This window comes from Mesorhizobium sp. M0028 (genome assembly GCF_040323855.1).
Taxonomy (GTDB): Bacteria; Pseudomonadota; Alphaproteobacteria; order Rhizobiales; family Rhizobiaceae; genus Mesorhizobium.
In genome coordinates, this window is sequence record NZ_JAMYVG010000039.1 from 10001 (window position 1) to 30028 (window position 20028).

The window sequence follows — 20028 nt, forward strand, 5'->3', positions numbered from 1 at the left end:
GCGACGCCGCCAAGATCGTTCGCACCAGCGTTTACGACAGGACCCAGCACATCGTCACCATCGCGCTCGACGACCGCGACCAATACGTGCCGGCGCAGGAGCCGGAGCCAAATCCCGAATTGCTGACGGCGTTCGACGATTCGCCTGCGCCCGTGGTGCGCGGCAATCTACCGAACGTCTATGACGGCATCTATCGCACCGCCTATTCCTACGGCATGTCCAAGGCGATGACGCAGCGGCTGATCAAGTTGCTGGCATCCGGTGTCGATTTCCAGTCGCGCCTCAGTCCCACAGATCGCATCGAGGTGCTGTTCTCGCAGCCCGATGGCGACGACCAGGCGTCCGACGAATCCGAGCTGCTTTACGTCTCCGCGACTTTCGGCGGCACGACGCGAAATTTCTACCGTTTCCAGATGCAGGACGGCAGCACCGACTATTTCGAGGAAAACGGCAGCAGCGCCCAGCAGTTTCTGCTTCGCAATCCCTTGCCCAATGGCAGGTTTACGTCGGGGTTCGGTGCCAGGCGCCACCCCATTTTGGGGTATGTGAAAATGCATACCGGCACCGACTGGGCAGCTCCGGTGGGCTCGCCGATTATTGCCGCGGGCAACGGCGTCGTCGAAAAGGCCGGCTGGGCTGGCGGCTATGGCAAGCAGATCATCCTGCGGCACGCCAATGGTTACGAGACGTCCTACAATCACCAGAGCGCCTTTGCCAAGGGCATCGAGCCGGGTGTTCGCGTTCGCCAAGGTCAGGTTATCGGCTATCTCGGCTCAACCGGCCTCTCCACCGGTCCGCATCTTCATTACGAACTGATCGTCAACGGCACCAAGGTCGATTCGATGCGCGTCCGCCTGCCGGTCGGCAAAACGCTGAAAGGCGACGACCTCGTCGCCTTCAAGCGCGAGCGCGAACGCATCGACGACCTGCTCAAGCAGGAAGACAGCAATCAGCTGAAGGTAGCGAGCGCCAAGATCGAAGGCTGAGCCGACGTTTTCGTCGTCAGCCCTGCTGATTCGCCGTGTCGCGCGCCCATGGCAGCCGCTCGCCGGAAACCGTCATCCAGGCGGTGATTGCCGAAAGCAGGCAAAGCAGCGCGGTCACTGCGGCAACGGCCGCGAATGCCGCGTCGCTGGCGGCAAGCCGTGCCGCATCGAGACCGGGCGCCAGGCCGGCGGGCGCCGGTTCGCCGAAACCCGGAATGCCGGCACCGGTGCCGAGCACGGCAGCGTAGACCCAGGCCGCCAGCGATCCCATCGCCGCCACGGCAATCAGGCCGCCGATGCGCGAGACGGCGTTGTTGATGCCCGAGGCCGCACCCGTATCCTTGTCCTCGACCGCCGTCATGATGGCGGTCGAGAGCGGCGACACCACCAGCGCCATGCCGAACCCCATCAGCGCCATCAGCGGGAACACCCCCAACCAGAAATTGTGGATGCCCCAATAGGCCAGCAAGGCAAGCCCGGCAAAGGCAACAGCCACCACCAGACTGCCGCTGGCGATCGGAAAGCGAGGCCCGATGCGGTCGGACCACTGGCCGACCGGCCCGGACAGCAGCGCGATCAATGCCGACAGCGGCAGGAAGATGAAGCCGACCTCGGCCGTGCTCAGCCCCCATCCGGCGATCATGAGCATCGGCAGATAGAACAGATTGGCCGACAGCGCGAAATAAAGGAAGAAGGTCGCCACATTGGCGCCCGCAAACGCCCCAATCCGAAACAGCGATAGGTCGATCATCGGCTCGCGCCGCCGGCGTTCGAAGACTATGAACACGACGAGCAAAACTGCGCCGGCGGCAATACTCGGGCCGGACATCAGCCCCTCCCCGTCACCGCTCATCGAGGTCAGGCCGTAAGCGAGCGCTCCGAACGCCAATATGGCGAGTGCTGCGCCGCCGAGATCGAGGCTGCGCTTTTCCGCCGGCGCGTCGGCGGGAACCTTGGCCAGCAGAAGATAGATCGAGATAAGACCGAGCGGCAGGTTGATGGCGAAGATCGCCCGCCAGATGCCGTCGCCGAAGGCCGACAGCACGAAGCCGCCCAGCACCGGACCGAGCGCCATCGTCAGCGCTGATGCCGCCGCCCAGATGCCGATCGCCCGGCCGCGTTCCTTTTTCGGATAGGCTTTGGCGATAATGGCCAGGCTGCCCGGCACCATGACGGCCGCTCCAACACCCTGGATAGCCCGAAACGCAATAAGCACCGCCGGGTTAGGCGCCAACGCGCAGGCAAGCGAGGCGGCGATGAACAGGACGATGCCGGCGACGAAGGAGTGGCGCAGGCCGAAGCGATCGCCAGCGGCGCCGCCGACGAGAATGAGGGCTGAAAGCGTCAATGCATAGGCATTGGAAATCCATTGCGCCTCGGCGAGGCTGGCGCCGAGGTCGACGCGGATCGCCGGCGTCGCAATAGCCAGGACCGATCCGTCGATAAAGCCGAGTGCGGAAGCCAGGATCGCCGCGATCAGCACGAACCGCCGCTGCGCCTGCGGGCAAAACGTATCGGACGGAAGTGAGCCGGTCAGGGGAACGGCGCCGGTACCGACTTTGGTTGGCGTGTGCATGCTGCCTTACCTAGACCGCCGGGGGGCCAGCGACAACCGGCCAGCAGGCTGTTCTCGTTGAAACCAGCCCGAACCTGGCCATGCAGGCAGGACCACGCCAGTGCGGGTGCAAACGGCCGATGCCGTGCTAAGCTTCTTGCAGCGCGACTGGCAAGGGGGAAAATACCCGCATGAAACGACCGCTCGAACCCTCGGCGGAAGGACGTGGGCGCGTCGTCGGCATCACCGACGGCGTGTTCGCCATCGCGCTCACCCTGATCGTTCTCGAGATCAGGGTGCCAGCGCATGAAACGGTGCATTCCGAAAACGAGTTGATCGCCGCGGTCGCAGCACTGGCGCCGCGTTTCTGACCTATGCGCTCAGCTTCCTGACGCTGACCATCTTCTGGTTCGGCCAGCAGGCGCAGCACGGGCTGATCGCGAAGTCCGACAGGCGGCTTGCGACGCTGAACCTTTGTTTTCTCGGTTTCATCGCCTTGCTGCCGTTCTCGACCGATCTTTTGGCCGACTTCCTCGAATTCAGAACCGCCGTGCTCGTCTACTGGCTCAATCTTTTGATGCTCGAGCTGACGCTGCTCGCCAGTTGGCGCTATGCGGACAAAAACGGCCTCCTGGCGGAAGGCGTCGATGCGGAGACCACCCGAACGGTCTATCTGCGCATCGTCAAGGCGCAGATCCTGTGGGCGATCGGCGCTGCACTCTGCCTCGTCAGCCCGCTGCTCAGCGTCGGCTTCATGTTGGTGGTGCAGCTGATCTATGCGGCGGCGCCACGCGCGCGACTGCTGCGCAAGATCATCGGGTGAGTGGAGCGAAAACGCTCAACTCAGTCGACGAACTCCACCGTCACGCCGGGCGACACGATTTTGGCCAGCTCGCGCGCGTCCCAATTGGTCAGCCGCACGCAGCCATGGCTTTCGGTCTTGCCGATCTTGGATGGATCCGGGGTGCCGTGAATGCCATAGGTCGGCTTGTCCAGCGCAATCCAGACCGAGCCGACCGGACCGTTCGGCCCCGGCGGGATGGTCAGGATCCTGTCGTTTTCGCCCTGCTTGAAATTGATGTTCGGGTTGTAGGTGTAATTCGGATCCAACGCGACACGCGACACCGCATGGGTGCCGGACGGCGACGGCGTGTCCGACGAGCCGATGGTCGCCGGATAGGCTGCGACCAGCTTGCCCGCCGCATCATAGGCGCGGACCTGCTTGTTGGCCTTGTCGGCGATGATGCGCGCCACCGGCGTCGCCACCAGCCTGCCGAAATTGGCGACCTTGATGATGGTGCCGGGGCGGCTGAAATTGGCGTCCGGATTGAGCGATTTCAGATAGGCCTCGTCCATGTGGAAGCGCTCGGCCAGCGCCTCGGGCACCGACGTGTAGCCCATGCGGTCGAGCTGGGCCTTTTGGCTGTAGTCCTCCGGTATCGAGGCGACATAGGGGCCGGCCGCATCCTCGGGCGTGATCGTATAGGAGGCGAAGGCATCGCCACCGGATTGCGCCAGGGCGGCCTGGATGCCGATCGCATCGGTCGATTTCAGATTGCTGCCGGTGATCTCATTATAGGCGGCAAGCGCCTTGTCGACATTCGAGCCGAAGCGTCCGTCGATGACGCCGGGCGAAGAACCGGCACGGTCGAGCAGCACCTGCAGCGCCGCCACGTCCTGGCGGGCGCCGAGCGATAACGACGGGTCGACCGCCGTTTTGCCGCCAGTGCTTGGCGGCAAGGCCGCCTGCTCGCCCGGCACTGTCGGTTCGACCGGCTCGATCGAAGCCTCATTGAGCGGCTGGCGCTCAATGGTGCGCGGCTTCACCGGCTGCGCTTCCTCCGGAAAATTGTTGCCATAGCCGCCGTCATCCCGCGGCGCTTCGGGGAAGACTTCTGCCGAATTGTCGCCATAGGGGTCGTACTCGTCAGCCGGCGGCACGATGACCCTGCCTTCGTCTTCCAACCGCCTGCGACGGAACCGCGCCGTGTCCTCCGGATCGTCAAGATAATAGCGGTCGTCTTCGACCGGTCCGAGATTGCGCAGGCGCTCGCGGCGCAAGGCACGGCGATCGAGCCTGGTCTGCGGCGGCTGGATGGCGATAACCTTGCCGGTCTCCGCATCGACGATGACGCGGTTTCCCCTGGCGTCGTAATAGATGTCGAGATTGCCGTTCTGGGCGACAAGAATGCCGCCGTCATCGGCAGCACGACCCACCCGTGGCGCAGTATCCACTATCGGCGATGCCATCGTATTCGAAGCCAGCAGCCCGGCAGCAAGCGCTGAAAGGGTAAAGATGGTGCGCAACATGATGGCCAAAATTCTCCGGTCCGTAATTGCCGCCGCCGGCATTGTCTCTCAAGAGCGCCGCGCGTCCTTTTGGGCTTAAGGACACTCTAACGCTTTAAATCTCCGCATCGTGCTTTGCGAAAATCAAAACTCGATTTCGGGCCGATGTGGTCGCGAACCCCTTCGCCAGCAAATCACTTGCGTACGATAAGGTTCCAATATGAACCGGGCATGAAGATGGCGGATTTCTGGCAGATCAACCGGCAATGAGTCCCAATTCCTTGCGCGCCTGCTTCGTCAGCTTCAGCGCGACGAGACGGTGGCTTTCGCGCAGATAATCCTTCAGCGCCTCGTCATCCATGCTTTCGCCTGTCTGGCGCTGGATCCATTTCATGCCGCGCGAGGCGAGATAGGGCGCCGGCCGAAGGCCCGGCTGTTCCCTCAGCACGTCATAGGCGATATCGGAGCATTTGAAGGTGACGAACGGCTCTTTGCCTTCACTCCAGCCGCCGATTGCAAACACCTTGCCGCCGACTTTCCAGACATGGGCGCCGCCCCACTGCACGACATGGGTCGTCGAAGGCAGCGAGGCGCAGAAGCTGTTATAATCGTCCAGCGTCATCTGCGCCCCGCCAATGATGGTAGACCATGAGATCATGGTCAAAAAAGAAGAGAGGAGCCCATCCCGATTCCATCGGGATGGAACAGGCTTTGGCTTGAAGTCAGGCGGCCGCCTCGGTTGCCACGACCGCCGGCTTCGAGCGGAAGTTCAGCCGGTCGGACCCGGCGGTGACCTTGACGGTCGAGCCGTCGAGGATCTCGCCGAGCAGGATCTTTTCCGCCAGCGGATCCTGCAATTCCTTCTGCATCACCCGCTTCAGCGGCCGCGCGCCGTAGGCCGGATCATAGCCCTTGGCCGCCAGCCAGTCGATCGCCTCCTGATCGAGCGAAAGCGCGATCTTGCGGTCGACAAGCAGGTTTTCCAGCCGCTTGAGCTGGATTTCGACGATGCGGCCCATATCCTGCCGGCGCAACCGGTGGAACAGGATCACCTCGTCGATGCGGTTGAGGAATTCCGGCCGGAACGAAGCCCTGACCACATTCATCACCTCGTCGCGCACCACGTCGACATCCTGGTCCTCGCCGAGATTGACCAGATATTCGGCGCCGAGGTTGGACGTCATGATGATCAGCGTGTTGCGGAAGTCGACCGTACGGCCCTGCCCGTCGGTCAGCCGGCCGTCGTCGAGCACCTGCAGCAGCACGTTGAACACGTCCGGATGCGCCTTCTCGATCTCGTCGAACAGCACGACCTGATAGGGCCGCCGCCGGATCGCTTCGGTCAGCGCGCCGCCTTCCTCATAGCCGACATAGCCTGGGGGCGCGCCGATCAGCCGGGCGACCGAGTGCTTCTCCATGAACTCCGACATGTCGATGCGCACCATGGCGCTCTCGTCGTCGAACAGGAAGCTGGCCAGTGCCTTGGTCAATTCGGTCTTGCCGACGCCCGTCGGTCCGAGGAACATGAACGAGCCGAGCGGCCGGTTCGGGTCCTGCAGGCCGGCGCGCGCACGGCGCACCGCTTTCGACACCGCCTGCACCGCCTCACCCTGGCCGACGACGCGCTTGCCGACCTCGTCTTCCATGCGCAACAGCTTGTCGCGTTCGCCTTCCAGCATCTTGTCGACCGGGATCCCCGTCCAGCGCGACACGATATGAGCGACGTGATCGGGGCCGACCACTTCCTCGACCATGCCGACCTTGCCATCCCTGGCTTCGGCCTGCTTCAGCTGCTTTTCGAGTTCCGGGATCTTGCCATAGGCAAGTTCGCCGGCGCGCTGGAATTCGCCCTTGCGCTGGGCAATGGCAAGTTCGTTGCGCGCCTCGTCGAGCTGCTTCTTGAGGTCGGCGGCAAGCCCGAGCTTCTGCTTCTCGGCCTGCCACTTCGAGGTCAGCTCGGTCGATTCCTCCTCGAGGTTCGAGAGTTCCTTCTCGAGCCGGGCGAGCCGGTCCTTCGAGGCATCGTCCTTCTCGACCTTGAGCGCCTCGCGCTCGATCTTGAGCTGCATGATGCGGCGATCGATCTCGTCCAGCGCCTCGGGCTTCGAATCGACCTGCATCCTGAGCCGCGAGGCGGCCTCGTCGACGAGATCGATCGCCTTGTCCGGCAAGAAGCGGTCGGCGATGTAGCGGTTTGACAGCGTAGCGGCCGCGACCAGCGCCGAATCCGAGATGCGCACCTTGTGGTGCTGCTCGTATTTCTCTTTCAGGCCGCGCAGGATCGAGACGGTGTCTTCGACCGTCGGCTCATTGACGAAGACCGGCTGGAAGCGGCGGGCAAGGGCCGCATCCTTCTCGACATGCTTGCGGTATTCGTCGAGCGTGGTGGCGCCGACGCAGTGCAGTTCGCCGCGGGCCAGCGCCGGCTTCAGCAGGTTCGACGCATCCATGGCGCCATCCGCCTTGCCGGCGCCGACCAGGGTGTGCATCTCGTCGATGAACAGGATGATGCCGCCGGCGGCAGACGTGACTTCGGAAAGCACCGCCTTCAGCCGCTCCTCGAACTCGCCGCGGTATTTGGCGCCGGCGATCAGCGACCCCATGTCGAGCGCCATCAGCTGCTTGTCCTTGAGCGATTCCGGCACATCGCCATTGACGATGCGCAGCGCCAGCCCTTCGGCGATCGCCGTTTTGCCGACGCCGGGTTCGCCGATCAGCACCGGGTTGTTCTTGGTGCGGCGCGACAGCACCTGGATGGTGCGGCGAATTTCGTCATCACGACCGATGACCGGATCGAGCTTGCCCGCGCGGGCGTCCGCCGTCAGGTCGCGCGCGTATTTCTTCAGCGCGTCGTAGCCCTGCTCGGCGCTCGCCGAATCGGCGGTGCGACCTTTGCGTACGTCGTTGATGACCTGGTTCAGCGCCTGCGGCGTGACACCGGCCTTGGACAGGATGTCGGCGGTCTTGGCCGACTTTTCCATGGCAAGCGCCTGCAGAAGCCGTTCGACGGTAACGAAGCTGTCACCGGCCTTCTTGGCCAGTTCCTCGGCGGTCGAGAACACCTTTGCCAGCGGCTGCGCCAAGTAGAGCTGGCCATTGCCGCCCTCGACCTTGGGCATTGCCTCCAGTGCCGTTTCGACGCCGAGCTTGACGTCACGGACATTGCCGCCGGCGCGCTCGATCAGCGACGCAGCCAGGCCCTCGTCGTCATCGACAAGGACCTTGAGGATATGCTCGGGGGTGAATTGCTGGTGGCTGCGGGAAAGCGCCATGGTTTGCGCGGACTGGATAAAGCCACGCACGCGCTCGGAATATTTTTCAAGATTCATGCCTGTCTCCTTCCGTCACCGGCCCGCTTCGCGGCACCGGATCAGATTGCGGTGACGGACCCGCCCGTTCGAGCCGGATCCTGTTCACGCAAGATATGGGACGCAAACCACGGACCCTCAAGACGCCTCGACACTGGCGAACGCATAATATTCCGAGCGCGCAAAAGGAAAACGGCGGAGATTTCTCTCCGCCGTCCAGGGTAAAGGATGCGCTAAGATCGCCTGAACGTTTCTTCGATCAATTCTCGACGTCGGCAATAATAGGTTGACCGCCGGCATCTTCAGCCGGCGCCGCATCGACATTGCCAGTTTCGGCACGGTCAGGGCCGGAACTGTCAGGGCCGGCATTGTCGTTGCCGCCATTTGCCTGTTCGACATCGAGGCGCGGACGACGCGGACGCCTGGGGCGGCGGGCCGGGCTGTTTTCGGCAGCAGCTTCGTTGAGCTCGGCCTGGGCGGCGAGACCCGCCGGCGAAAGGTTTTCGAATTGCGGTGCGGGCTCGCTCACAAAGACCGGCTCAGCGGCCGGCACGGGCTCCGCCTGCGCCGGCATCTCGTCGCGCTGTGGCTGTTGTTCGACGCGCTGGCCACCCTGCTGCTCGCCGCGCGCGCCATATTCGCCGCGCTGGCCGTTCTGACCGTAACCGCCATTGGGGCGACGGTCGCGGTGGCGTCCGCCATTGTTGTCGCGGCCGTCACGGTTATCGCGGCCGCCCCGATTGTCGCGGCTGTTTTCCTGGTTCAGAGCCAGTTCGGCCGGCGTGCCATCGATGACCGGCTGCGGGCCGGCACCGTGATTGGCCGACGCCGAGGCCTCGTTGGCATTGTTGTTGCCGGCATTGTCGAACTCGTCGCGATCCTCGTCGCCGTCATCGTCGAAATCGTCTCGATTCTGCTGCGCGTTCTGGATCGGCATCTGTGCCTGAGCGGCTGCGATGATGCGGTTATAGTGCTCGGCATGCTGGAGATAGTTTTCCGCCATCACCCGGTCGCCGGAGCTTTGCGCGTCACGGGCAAGGGTTGCGTACTTCTCGGCAATCTGCTGAGCCGATCCGCGGATCTTCACGTCCGGACCGTTGCTCTCATAGTTGCGCGTCAGGGGATTCGGCCCCTTTCGGTTGTTGTTGTTATTGTTGTTGCCGCCGCCGCCATTGTTGTTGCGACCGCGCATGCGCCTGTTTTGCTGTTGTGGCCTCATTAGACTCTCTTCACTTTGAAATTTTCGAAAAACTCTTCACGAACGGAGGCGCTCATGCGGCCAGCCGTTTCGTTCCTTCACCGGCGTTCGCCCGCATCAATTGCGTTGGCGCCACGTGCCATCCTGTTCCGGTTACTTCACTTGCCGGACGATTCCCGCACGAAGCTTGGGCGTCGTTTGCGCAAGAAGGCAGCTATTTCCAAGGAAAACCGAATCGCTAAGAGCACTGCCTGCTTCGTCTCATCCGGTTAAGGCGACCCTAGCCGCATTCCCCGGTATTGCCAAGCGCTTTTTTCGCACTGCATCACGGCTTCCACCGTTCGAACACAAGAACTCTGTCGTTTCCGCCGAGATCACGAAACACCCCGACCGGACAGTACCCGGCCGCGGAGAATATCCCCGTAACCTGTTGGTGCTGCGTATGGCCGATCTCGACCGCAATCCTGCCTTGGAGTTCCAAATAGGCTGCCGCTCCTGCGGCGATCTTCCTGTAGGGGCTCAGACCGTCCACGCCGCCATCCAGGGCCTGGCGTGGATCGAAACCGCGGACCTCGTCCTGCAGATTTCCAATGTCGTCTGAGGGTATATAGGGAGGGTTTGCGACAATTACATGGTACCGGCCAGAAACTTTTTCAAACCAGTCGGATTTGAGCGCCGTGAACCGACCGGCGAGCCCCAATTCCCCGGCATTACGCATGGCCGTGACCAGCGCCTCTCGCGAAATGTCGACGCCGGTGGCGGTCGCGGCCGGGACAGCGCTGAGCAGCGCCAGCGCGATGGCACCGGTGCCGGTCCCCAGATCGAGGACGCGGCAGCCGCCTTCGCGTGCCGCCACTGCCTTGACGAAGGGCAGTATAGCCTCGACCAGCGTTTCGGTATCCGGCCGCGGCTCCAGCGTTTGCGGCGAAAGCGACAGGCGCAAGCCGTAGAATTCGCGATAGCCGAGGATGCGGTGCACCGGCTCGCCGGCGATACGCCGCCGCAGTGCGGCATCGATCGCTGCTCTCACGCCCGCATCGACCGTTTGCTCGGGATCGGCGATGGCCTGCGTGCGGGTCGTGCCGGAAAAATGCTCGGCGATCAGCCTGGCATCGAGCGCCGGATCCGCGATCCCGGCCGCGGTAAGCCGGTTTCGCGCCTCCCGCAACAGTGAGGCGAGCGTGCCGGGCAGGCCGTCAGCCATCGAGGCCGATATCGGCGAGCAGCTTCGACTGGTGATCGGCGATCAGCGCGTCGATGATCTCGTCAAGCTCACCCATCATCACCCGGTCGAGCTTGTAGAGCGTCAGGTTGATGCGATGATCGGTGACGCGCCCTTGCGGAAAATTATAGGTGCGGATGCGTTCCGAGCGGTCGCCCGAGCCGACCTGCGACTTGCGCGATTCGGAGCGTTCCTCGTCCGCCTTGCTGCGCTCGAGGTCGTAGAGCCTGGCGCGCAGGATCTGCATGGCCTTCGCCCGGTTCTGGTGCTGCGACTTTTCCGCCTGCACCACCATGATGCCGGTCGGCAGATGGGAGATGCGCACGGCCGAATCGGTGGTGTTGACGTGCTGGCCGCCGGAACCCGAGGCGCGCATCGTGTCGATGCGGATGTCTTCGGCCCTGATGTCGATATCGACCTCTTCCGCTTCCGGCAACACCGCGACCGTCGCCGCCGAGGTATGGATGCGCCCGCCCGCCTCCGTCGTCGGCACACGCTGCACGCGGTGCACGCCGGATTCGAATTTCAGATGCGCAAAGACGCCCTTGCCCGAAACGGTGGCTATGATTTCCTTGTAGCCGCCGACCTCGCCCTCGCTGGCCGACACCGTCTCGAAACGCCAGCCATGCGCCGCGGCATAGCGCTCGTACATGCGAAACAGGTCGCCGGCGAAAAGTGCCGCCTCGTCACCGCCGGTGCCGGCGCGGATTTCGAGGATGGCGTTCTTTTCGTCGGCGGCATCCCTTGGCAACAGCAGGATTTGGATGTCCTGCTGCAGCGCCTCGATGCGATGCTCGACCCCTGGCAGATCGGCCTCGGCCAAGGCCCGCATCTCGGCGTCGGTGCCCTTGTCGGCGAGCATCGCCTCCAGATCGGCCTGTTCGCGCTCCGCGGCGCGCAGCGCCCTGATCTTTGCCACCATCTCCTGGATGTCGGCATATTCGGAGGCCATCCTGACATAGGCGTCCGCCGCCGGCCCGGCCGACATCTGCGCTTCGAGCATGTCGAAACGCTTGACGACTTGGTCCATACGGTCGCGGGGCAGGTTGATCATGGCGAAGTCTATAGCGGTATGGAGCGGTCGTCGGCAAAGGCTTGCAGCAGCGCCCGCATCGGCAGGCCTTGCGCCGGCGCCATCAGATTGTCGTCGAAGAACGCTTCCAGTTCGCTGAGCGGCAGTTCCGTCAGCATCGCCTTGACCGGGCCGATCGAAGCCGGCGACATCGAGATCGAGCGATAGCCAAGGCCGATCAGCGCCATCGCCGAAATCGGCTTGCCGGCAAGTTCGCCGCACAGGGTCACCGGCGTATGGTTGCGCGCTCCGGCGTCGGCAATTTTCTTCAAAACACGCAGGAACGGCGTCGAGAGCGGGTCGAAGCGGTCGGACAATTGGGTGTTGCCGCGATCCACCGCCATGACGAACTGGAACAGATCGTTCGAGCCGACCGAGACGAAATCGACCGCCTTCATCAACTCGTCGAGCTGGAACAGCAGCGACGGCACCTCCAGCATCGCGCCCACCTTGAGGCTGGTCGGCAAATGATGGGCAAAGCGCGACAAATGCCGCACCTCGCGATCAATGATCTCGCGCGCCTGCACGATCTCGCCGAGTTCCGTCACCATTGGCAGCATCAGCTTCAGTTCGCGCCCGCCGCACGCCTTGAGCAGTGCGCGGATCTGGGTGCGCAGCAGGCCGGGCCGGTCGAGCGTCAGGCGGATGGCGCGCCAGCCGAGCGCCGGGTTCTCCTCCTGGATCGACCCCTTGAAATAGGGCAGCACCTTGTCGCCGCCGATATCGATGGTGCGGAACGTCACCGGCTTGCCGCGCGCCGCCTCGAGCACGTCGCGATAGAGCCGCTCCTGCGCTTCGGCGCGCGGAAAAGTCGAGGCGACCATGAATTGCAGCTCGGTGCGGAACAGGCCGATGCCGGCCGCGCCAGCTTCGGCCAGTTGCGGCAGGTCGACCGCCAGCCCGGCATTCATCAGAAGATCGACCTGGACACCGTCCTTGGTCACCGACGGCTTCTTGCGCAGCTCGCGGTAGACCTCCTGCCGCCGCGCCCTGAAGCGCACTTTCTCGGCATAGGCCGCCTCGAGGTCGGGCTGCGGGCGCAGATGGATCGCGCCTTCCTCGCCGTCGACGATGATGGCATCGCCGTTTTCCGCCATGGAAACGGCGCCCTTCATCTGGCCGGCGACCGGTATGCCCATCGCACGGGCCACGATGACGACATGGCTGGTCGCCGCGCCGTCCTCCAGCACCAGTCCGCGCAGCTTGTCTCTGGGATAGTCAAGCAGCTCGGCAGCACCCATCGAGCGGGCGACGATAATGGCGTCCTTGGGCAGCGAGGCCGCGACGTCCTCCGGTCCGCGCCCCATAAGCTGCCGCAGCAACCGGTTGGCGAGATCGTCGAAATCGCTCATCCGTTCGCGCAGATACGGATCGGTCATGTGCAGCATGCGGGCACGCATGTCGCTCTGCACCTTTTCGACCGCCGCTTCGGCCGTCAGGCCGTTGCGGATCGCCTCCTCCAGCCGGCGTACCCAGCCACGGTCGTTGGCGAACATGCGATAGGCTTCGAGCACCTGGCGATGCTCGCCCTCGAAGGCGACGTCGCGGCGCTCCAGCATGTCGTCGATGGAGAGCCTGAGCGAGCCGAGGGACGCGTCGAGCCGCCTGACCTCCTCCTCGCTGTCCTCGTTGAACAGGTTGGTGACGACAATGCGCGGCTCGTGCAGCACCACATGGCCGAGCCCGACGCCTTCATTGAAGGACAGGCCGGTAAAGCTTACCGGGCGACGCAGATCGAGCTCGAGGCCGGGGCGCGTCAGCCGCTCCAGATCGCCGGTGGCGATCATCTCGGCGATCACCATCGCCGTCGTTTCCAGCGCCTCGACCTCGTCGTCTCGATAATGGCGCATGGTCTTGTTCTGCACGACCAGGACGCCGAGCGTCCGCCCTGCCCTCAGCACCGGCACGCCGAGGAAGGAATTGTAGATTTCTTCCCCGGTCTCCGGCAGGTAGGCGAAGGCAGGATGCTCCTGTGCATTGGAAAGGTTGAGCGGCCGCGCCGAGGCCGCGATCGTGCCGACCAGGCCTTGACCCAGCCTGAGCTGCGCCAGGTGGACGGCGTTCGGGTTCAGGCCTTCGGTGGCGTAGAGCTCGAGCACCGAATCGGCGCGCAGCACATAGAGCGAGCAGACCTCGGCAACCATGTTGGAGGCGATGTCGCGCACGATCCGGTCAAGCCGCTCCTGCGGCTCCAGCGGCTCTTGCATGAGCTCGCGGAGCCGTTTCAGCAAAACGCGCGGGCCACTGGCCGAATCACGCATCGCGGCTTCTTCTCCAATAGCATTTCAGCCGGTGCAGGTTGCCCTGCACAGCGGCACAAACGCAACAACTCAATTAGAGCGCCGTGCGTCCAATTGAACGCATAAAGGCCGCTCCAAGACTTTCGATCTGCTACTGCTTATCCAGACCGTAGACGGAATGCAAAGTGCGAACTGCTAGTTCCGTATAGGGACCGTCGATCAGGATCGAAATCTTGATTTCGGACGTTGTAATGGCGCGGATGTTGATCGACCTGTCGGCCAGCGCCTTGAAGGCGGTGGCGGCGACGCCGGCATGGCTGCGCATGCCGATGCCGATGACCGAGACCTTTGACATGCCGGCTTCCGACTGCACCACATCGTAGCCGATCGTCGCCTTCAGCCGTTCGAGCACGGCAAGCGCCTTGTCGACGTCGCCGGATGGCACGGTGAAGGTCATATCGGTGAACTTGCCGTCCTCGGAAATGTTCTGGACGATCATGTCGACGTTGATGTTGGCCTCGGCGAGCGGCCCGAAAATGCCGGCGGCGACGCCCGGCCGGTCGCCGACGCGGCGCAGCGATATCTGCGCCTCGTCCTTGGCATAGGCAATTCCGGTGACGACCTGCTGTTCCACGATCTCTTCCTCGTCGCAAATAAGCGTTCCCGGCGGATTGAGCAAATCCCCCATTCCGGGTGCATCGGGATCGTCGAAGGACGACCGCACAAAGGTACGCACCCTGTGCACCATGGCAAGCTCGACCGAGCGCACCTGCAGGACCTTGGCGCCCAGCGAGGCCATTTCGAGCATTTCCTCGAAGGAAATCTTGGCCAGCCGCCGCGCCTTCGGCTCGATGCGCGGATCGGTCGTGTAGACCCCGTCGACATCGGTGTAGATGTCGCAGCGGTCGGCCTTGACCGCCGCCGCGATGGCGACAGCGCTGGTATCGGAACCGCCGCGGCCGAGCGTTGCGATCCGGTTGTCCGGCCCGATGCCCTGGAAACCGGCCACCACCGCCACCTGGCCTTCGCCGAAGCGCTTGATCAGGAACGCGCCGTCAATATCGAGAATGCGCGCCGCGCCATGCGCGTTGTCGGTCTTGATCGGGATCTGCCAGCCTTGCCAGGAGCGGGCATGCACGCCGATATTCTGCAGCGCGATCGCCAGCAAGCCGGCGGTGACCTGCTCGCCGGCCGCGACGACGGCGTCATATTCGCGCGCATCGTGCATCGGCGAGGCCTCGCGCGTCCAATGCACGAGCTCGTTGGTCTTGCCGGCCATCGCCGAGACCACGACGGCGACCTCATGGCCGGCATCGACCTCGCGTTTGACGTGACGCGCCACATTGCGGATGCGGGCGATGTCGGCGACGGACGTTCCGCCGAATTTCATCACGATGCGCGCCATGGAAGCGAAATGCCTTTGACTGAATGCCGGACCGAGGGCCGAAAAGCGGAAATGCGTCCGACCGGGCCGGACGCTCAATGCGCGGCCTCCTTAGCCAAATGATCGCGGTTTCGCAAGGCATGCCGCCGCTGCCGGCCAGGCGACACACGAGCGCAGTGTCACGCCTGCACTGCTTGTTGGCAAATGCCGCTCGCTTCAGCCCTGCAGTGCCGTGGCTCTCCACAGGCGCGGATAATCGAGGACGAAACCGAGCGGCGAGACCTCCAGCATCTCGTTGTAGCCGAACAGCGGCGCGGCATAGGCGTAGTGTGCTGCATCGACGCGCTGATAGGTCTGTTCCAGGTGCGTCAGCCTCAGGTCGGGAAATGTCAGATAGGCCGCCGGGGCGGGCGTCGCCGTGCCGACATCGAGGGCAAAACGGCGGAGCGCCAAAAGGTTTTTGGCAGGCGTGAAGCCGAGATCGACATCGATGAGACCGTCGGCTTCCGCTTGATGCTCGCCGTTCAGCGTCCATTGGCGCTCGGTAAGCCGGTCGATGCCATAATGCAGCTCTTGCGTGCCGAGGAAGCCGTCGGCACGCGCCGAGCGCGTATGCCAGCCGGTATCGCAGTCCACCTCGTAGGCGATGCTGCACGGCTTGCCGTCCTGGACGAAAAGCGCGTGTCCCCTGAGGTTCCACCCGGAACTCGCTTCCGACAGCAGGCAAGCGTCGTGGCCTTCCTGGTCAAGCCGGCGCCAAAGAATGGAAGCAACCGTTCGCATCGTTGTGCACTCCTTCGATCACCATGTCTCTGCTTCGTCCGCCAGGGCATTGGTGTTTCCTTCCGGGACACCATCAACTGACATGTGCTGACACAATTGCCTCCGGCAAAAGGCGGTGCTGTCAGGCATCACGCGCATCGCGCTGCCGGCGGTGAATTTCGCGCCTTGACATTCGCAGCCTTGCGCCCGACTTCCTAGCGTCCGAGGAGACCACGCCATGCCAGAGCCCCGACGATCGACGATCGATGCCGGAGAGGTGGAACGATTTTCCGCCCTTGCCGCCGAATGGTGGAACCCGAACGGCAAGTTCCGCCCGCTGCATAAGTTCAACCCGATCCGGCTTGCCTATATCCGTGACCAGGTGGCGGCCCGCTTCGGCCGTGATCCGCGTGCGGCACGGCCGTTCGAAGGCCTGCGCTTCCTCGACATAGGCTGCGGCGGCGGGCTTTTGTGCGAGCCGATGGCGCGGCTTGGCGCCGAAGTGGTCGGCGCCGATGCCTCCGCCACCAACATCGAAGTGGCCAAGCTGCATGCGGCGGAAGTCGGCGTGAGCGTTGACTACCGCGCCATGACCGCGGAAGACCTGGCCGATGCCGGCGAAAAATTCGACGTCATCCTCAACATGGAAGTGGTCGAGCATGTCGCCGATGTCGATCTGTTCCTGGCCAAATGCGGCGAGATGGTCAAGCCCGGCGGCATCATGTTCGTCGCCACCATCAACCGCACGCTGAAGGCCCTGGGCCTGGCCATCATCGGCGCCGAATATGTGCTGCGCTGGCTGCCCCGCGGCACCCACCAGTTCGGCAAGCTGGTGCGCCCCGAGGAACTCGAAAAGGCGCTTGCCGGCGCCGGCCTGACCGTCATCGACCGCACCGGGGTCACCTACAGCCCGCTCGCCGACCGCTGGCAGCGGTCGAAGGACATGGATGTCAACTACATGGTGCTGGCGGAGAAGGTATCCGTCTGAAGCTTACGCCTTCTGGCCATATGTCTTCTGGCTTTGCGCCTTGGTGGTGATGAACACGCCGGCGGTGATGATGACCGCACCGGCCCAGGTCAGCAACTGATAGCGCTCGCCGAGGAAGAGCGTCCCGGCAAACAGCCCGACCGCCGCCGCCACATAGCCGATCTGGCTGAGATAGACCGGGCCGCCGACCGCTTGCAGGCGGAAGAAGAAGGCGAACATCGCCGAGGCTGATGCCGCCTGTGCCGCAGCGACCAGCGGCACGCCGCCGAGCGACCCGAATGCATTGCCGCCCAGCAGGATCAGAATGCCGGCAAGCAGCATCAAGGCTGCTGCCAGATGGCTGCCGACGGCAAGCTCGATCGGGCCGGTGTCTTCAGGCCAGTCGACGGTGCGGTAGATGTTGCCGGCGGCGAGGCTGACCGGGATGAGCAGGCCCATCGCCACCCAGAAAAATTCGGCCGGATGGCCCGCTTCCCCGCGCGTCACGGCCACCATGACTGCGCCCACGAAACCGACGACTATGCCGACGATGCCCAGCATGGTCGGGCGCCTGACCCCGAGCAGCATCGAGAACACCAGCGTGACGACCGGCGACAGCGTGAACATGATGCCGCTGTAGCCGGCGCCCAGATGCGGAATGGCTGAAAACATCAGCAGATTGGGGATTGCGTAGGAGACGGCCGCGGTGACAAAGAAATAGCGCAGCCTGTGCGGCGAAAGCCGCATGCGCTGCCCGTTGAGCAGCAATGCGCACAAAAGCACGCCGCCGGCGCCAAGCGAGATGACGAAGGCCCAGACCATGGCGGGGACGCCGGCCGCCGTCGCGATCTTGCCGAACGGCAGCGTCAGGCCGAGCAGTCCACCGGTGACGACCAGAAGGCCAAGCGCCGAGTCCCAGAGAAATTTCATCGCCGTCCCATCGCCTGTTCGCACTTGGCCGATACCACAAGCTGAGGTACGATACGGTAAAGATTCTTCACGTCAAGATACATAACGGTGAGAGACATGGATCGCGCAGCAAAAGCGATCGAGCAGTGGAAAAAGGAACGGCCGGATCTCGATGTCTCGCCGATGGCCGTGCTCGGACGGTTGAACGAGGCTGCCTCGTTGATCGCGCGGGAGCGGCTGGCGCCGCTGTTTGCAAGTTACGGACTGCAATCCGGAGAATTCGATGTGCTGGCGACGCTGCGTCGTTCCGGGCCGCCATACGCGCTGACGCCGACCGCTCTGTACGAGGCGACGATGGTGACGTCGGGCGCGATGACCAACCGCCTCGATCGGCTTGAGAAATCCGGCCTGATCAAGCGCGGGCCGCATCCCGACGATCGCCGCGGCATCGTCGTACAACTGACCCGGAAGGGCCTCGCTTTGATCGACGAGGCGGTTGCCGCGCACGTTGCCAACGAGCACGAGATACTTTCCGGCCTGATACGCCCGGAGCAGGTCATGCTGGCACGCCTGCTCGAAAAATTGATCGCGAGCCTAGGCTAACCAAACCGGCCAAAAGGGCCGGCCGAGAAGGTGGAAAACTCAAATCCTGGCCGCGGAGCCTCGTTTGGGCCGGCGGACAGCTCTGATCTTGCCGCTGTTTCCGCCGCCACAGAAAAACTGGTCACCGCCATCGGATTCGAGCCCCGACACGCCTGTTCCTGGCGGCATATCGAGCTTCTCCAGGACCTTTCCCGTTTCAGGATCGATCCGCCGGACATCGCTCTCCTCACCCTCCCAGGTGCCATGCCACAGCTCGCCATCGACCCAGCTGACCCCGGTGACGACGCGGTTGGAAACGATGGTGCGAAGGATTGCCCCTGTCTCGGGATCGACCTGATGGATCTTTCGGCCCCGGTGCTGCCCGACCCAGAGTGTTCCTTCGGCCCAGGCGAGCCCGGAATCACCGCCATTGCCGGGCGCCGGGATCGACGCCAGCACCTGGCCATTCTTCGGATCGATCTTGTGGATGCGATCCTCGGCGATCTGATAGAGGTGCTGGCCGTCGAAGGCCGTGCCGGCGTGTGCCGCGACATCGATCGAGCGCACCACTTTGCCGCTCGCCGGATCGAAGGCGTTCAACCTGTCACCTGACGCAAACCAGACATGCTCACCGTCGAAGGTAACGCCGTCGACGTGGTCGACACCCGGAAAGGGTCCATATTCACGGAGGATTTCGGCTGAGGATCGTTTCATAATACCACGCTAGTAGCCCGGCAGCGGGCCGGGGAGTAACAAGATTGTCGGGAAACCCGGCACCGGCGGGGTCATCCAGCGACGCGCCCGCCCGCGGCCGAACGACTGCACCTTGCCTGACTGGGCGAGTTGCTCGAGCGCCCGCTGCACGGTACGCGAACTGGCTCCAAGCGCAATCGCCAAGGCCGAGCTCGACCACGACTCGCCGTCGGCGAGGAAGGCGAGCACCGCGGCATGATCGTCCTCGACGGGCGGCGCCAGCACGACGACCTCGCCGGCGCGGCGTGGCGCCAGGGCAAAGCCCCGCTTCGTCGCGCTCACATCGGCCAAGCTCCGAAGCTCCGCGCGAAGTCGCCCGATTTCGACCCGTAACCGCGCGCGATGTGATTCGTCCGCGTCCTTTCCGCGGAAAGCGCGCGCAATAAGCGTCGATCTTGCCACGTCCCTCGGCCAGGCTTCGGCCAGCGCGCGGGCAACAGCGAACAGCACCGGGCGGGTCGCCAGCGAGATGACGGTGTCTGCGACCCGCACGACATTGCGGCATGCATCCACCACCAGCGCCCCCGACGCCAGGAGCGCTTCGACTTCGTCGAGCAGAAGGGGCCGTTCCTCGCCACGGGCGACAAGGCGTGCCGCCGGCGTCTCCAGCACCAGCGATGCGCTCTCCACCTCTGCGGTCAGCGCGGGGATGCCGGCCGCGGGGGGCCCCCCCCCCCCCCCGGGGCGGGGGGGGGGGGCGCCGCCCGCCCCCCCCCCCGGGTGAGGGGGTAGAAATCTTTCCGTCGAGGCAAGCCAATATCGTATCAAGGACCGCTCGACGTTCGGCCAGAACTTCATGGT

The 20028-nt window shown here is 64.0% G+C and carries 16 protein-coding genes and 2 pseudogenes (1 of these 18 running past the window's edge); 5 read left to right on the forward strand and 13 right to left on the reverse strand.

Annotation, left to right across the window (positions count from 1 at the left end; all coding sequences use genetic code 11):
* Nucleotides 1-986 carry the 3' portion of a M23 family metallopeptidase gene (locus tag NKJ93_RS32960; RefSeq protein ID WP_352483558.1) on the forward strand. Its footprint begins 973 nt before the window's first position, so 986 of the gene's 1959 nt are visible here — the last part of the coding sequence; its start codon lies beyond the left edge, outside the window; the stop codon is at nucleotides 984-986.
* A gap of 16 nt (nucleotides 987-1002) precedes the next feature.
* Here the strand turns inward: NKJ93_RS32960 and NKJ93_RS32965 are convergent, their stop codons facing one another.
* Nucleotides 1003-2562 carry an MFS transporter gene (locus NKJ93_RS32965; protein ID WP_352483557.1) on the reverse strand — a complete coding sequence of 520 codons (1560 nt, stop codon included), beginning with the start codon at nucleotides 2560-2562 and terminating at the stop codon, nucleotides 1003-1005.
* A 170-nt stretch (nucleotides 2563-2732) separates the two neighbouring features.
* Between NKJ93_RS32965 and NKJ93_RS32970 the strand changes: the two are divergent.
* Together NKJ93_RS32970 and NKJ93_RS32975 are read left to right on the forward strand one after the other, a co-directional pair.
* Nucleotides 2733-2986: pseudogene (locus tag NKJ93_RS32970) on the forward strand (TMEM175 family protein); the annotation flags it as partial.
* Nucleotides 2987-3037: 51 nt separating this feature from the next.
* Nucleotides 3038-3364, forward strand: a complete 327-nt coding sequence (locus NKJ93_RS32975) for a TMEM175 family protein (RefSeq protein ID WP_352593557.1) — start codon at nucleotides 3038-3040, stop codon at nucleotides 3362-3364.
* A gap of 20 nt (nucleotides 3365-3384) precedes the next feature.
* Here the strand turns inward: NKJ93_RS32975 and NKJ93_RS32980 are convergent, their stop codons facing one another.
* The 9 genes from NKJ93_RS32980 to NKJ93_RS33020 form a co-directional block, all read right to left on the reverse strand.
* Nucleotides 3385-4851, reverse strand: a complete 1467-nt coding sequence (locus NKJ93_RS32980) for a L,D-transpeptidase family protein (protein ID WP_352496395.1) — start codon at nucleotides 4849-4851, stop codon at nucleotides 3385-3387.
* A gap of 235 nt (nucleotides 4852-5086) precedes the next feature.
* On the reverse strand, nucleotides 5087-5452 hold the full coding sequence (locus NKJ93_RS32985; RefSeq protein ID WP_023722299.1) for an MmcQ/YjbR family DNA-binding protein: 366 nt from the start codon (nucleotides 5450-5452) through the stop codon (nucleotides 5087-5089).
* Nucleotides 5453-5552: 100 nt separating this feature from the next.
* The gene (clpB, locus tag NKJ93_RS32990; RefSeq protein ID WP_352593542.1) at nucleotides 5553-8159 is read right to left on the reverse strand and encodes an ATP-dependent chaperone ClpB; all 2607 of its coding nucleotides are present in this window, start codon (nucleotides 8157-8159) and stop codon (nucleotides 5553-5555) included.
* Between the two features lie 238 nt (nucleotides 8160-8397).
* Nucleotides 8398-9357 carry a DUF4167 domain-containing protein gene (locus NKJ93_RS32995; protein ID WP_502899026.1) on the reverse strand — a complete coding sequence of 320 codons (960 nt, stop codon included), beginning with the start codon at nucleotides 9355-9357 and terminating at the stop codon, nucleotides 8398-8400.
* 304 nt (nucleotides 9358-9661) lie between these two features.
* Nucleotides 9662-10540, reverse strand: coding sequence for a peptide chain release factor N(5)-glutamine methyltransferase (gene prmC / locus NKJ93_RS33000; RefSeq protein WP_352593548.1), 879 nt, complete (start codon nucleotides 10538-10540; stop codon nucleotides 9662-9664).
* Nucleotides 10533-11612, reverse strand: a complete 1080-nt coding sequence (gene prfA, locus NKJ93_RS33005; protein WP_352593551.1) for a peptide chain release factor 1 — start codon at nucleotides 11610-11612, stop codon at nucleotides 10533-10535. Before prfA ends, prmC begins: the two co-directional genes overlap by 8 nt.
* Nucleotides 11613-11620: 8 nt before the next feature.
* Nucleotides 11621-13891 (reverse strand): phosphoenolpyruvate--protein phosphotransferase, encoded by a 2271-nt coding sequence (ptsP, locus tag NKJ93_RS33010; protein WP_352483551.1) that lies wholly within the window; start codon nucleotides 13889-13891, stop codon nucleotides 11621-11623.
* Nucleotides 13892-14021: 130 nt separating this feature from the next.
* A complete protein-coding gene (locus NKJ93_RS33015; protein ID WP_352496390.1) occupies nucleotides 14022-15275 on the reverse strand; it encodes an aspartate kinase in 1254 nt (417 codons plus the stop codon).
* A 195-nt stretch (nucleotides 15276-15470) separates the two neighbouring features.
* The gene (locus NKJ93_RS33020; RefSeq protein ID WP_352593554.1) at nucleotides 15471-16037 is read right to left on the reverse strand and encodes a putative glycolipid-binding domain-containing protein; all 567 of its coding nucleotides are present in this window, start codon (nucleotides 16035-16037) and stop codon (nucleotides 15471-15473) included.
* Between the two features lie 217 nt (nucleotides 16038-16254).
* On the opposite strand from NKJ93_RS33020, the gene ubiG reads away from it, so the two are divergent.
* The gene (ubiG, locus tag NKJ93_RS33025; RefSeq protein WP_023722292.1) at nucleotides 16255-17004 is read left to right on the forward strand and encodes a bifunctional 2-polyprenyl-6-hydroxyphenol methylase/3-demethylubiquinol 3-O-methyltransferase UbiG; all 750 of its coding nucleotides are present in this window, start codon (nucleotides 16255-16257) and stop codon (nucleotides 17002-17004) included.
* 3 nt (nucleotides 17005-17007) lie between these two features.
* Here the strand turns inward: ubiG and NKJ93_RS33030 are convergent, their stop codons facing one another.
* Nucleotides 17008-17913, reverse strand: a complete 906-nt coding sequence (locus NKJ93_RS33030) for a DMT family transporter (RefSeq protein WP_352549711.1) — start codon at nucleotides 17911-17913, stop codon at nucleotides 17008-17010.
* A 96-nt stretch (nucleotides 17914-18009) separates the two neighbouring features.
* Here NKJ93_RS33030 and NKJ93_RS33035 point away from each other — a divergent pair, with 96 nt between their 5' ends.
* Nucleotides 18010-18495, forward strand: a complete 486-nt coding sequence (locus tag NKJ93_RS33035; protein ID WP_023722290.1) for a MarR family winged helix-turn-helix transcriptional regulator — start codon at nucleotides 18010-18012, stop codon at nucleotides 18493-18495.
* Between the two features lie 39 nt (nucleotides 18496-18534).
* On the opposite strand, the gene NKJ93_RS33040 is transcribed toward NKJ93_RS33035, so the two are convergent.
* Nucleotides 18535-19188 carry a Vgb family protein gene (locus NKJ93_RS33040; protein ID WP_023722289.1) on the reverse strand — a complete coding sequence of 218 codons (654 nt, stop codon included), beginning with the start codon at nucleotides 19186-19188 and terminating at the stop codon, nucleotides 18535-18537.
* A 9-nt stretch (nucleotides 19189-19197) separates the two neighbouring features.
* A pseudogene (locus tag NKJ93_RS33045) lies at nucleotides 19198-19887 on the reverse strand (winged helix-turn-helix domain-containing protein); the annotation flags it as partial.
* Nucleotides 19888-20028: the final 141 nt, after the last annotated feature.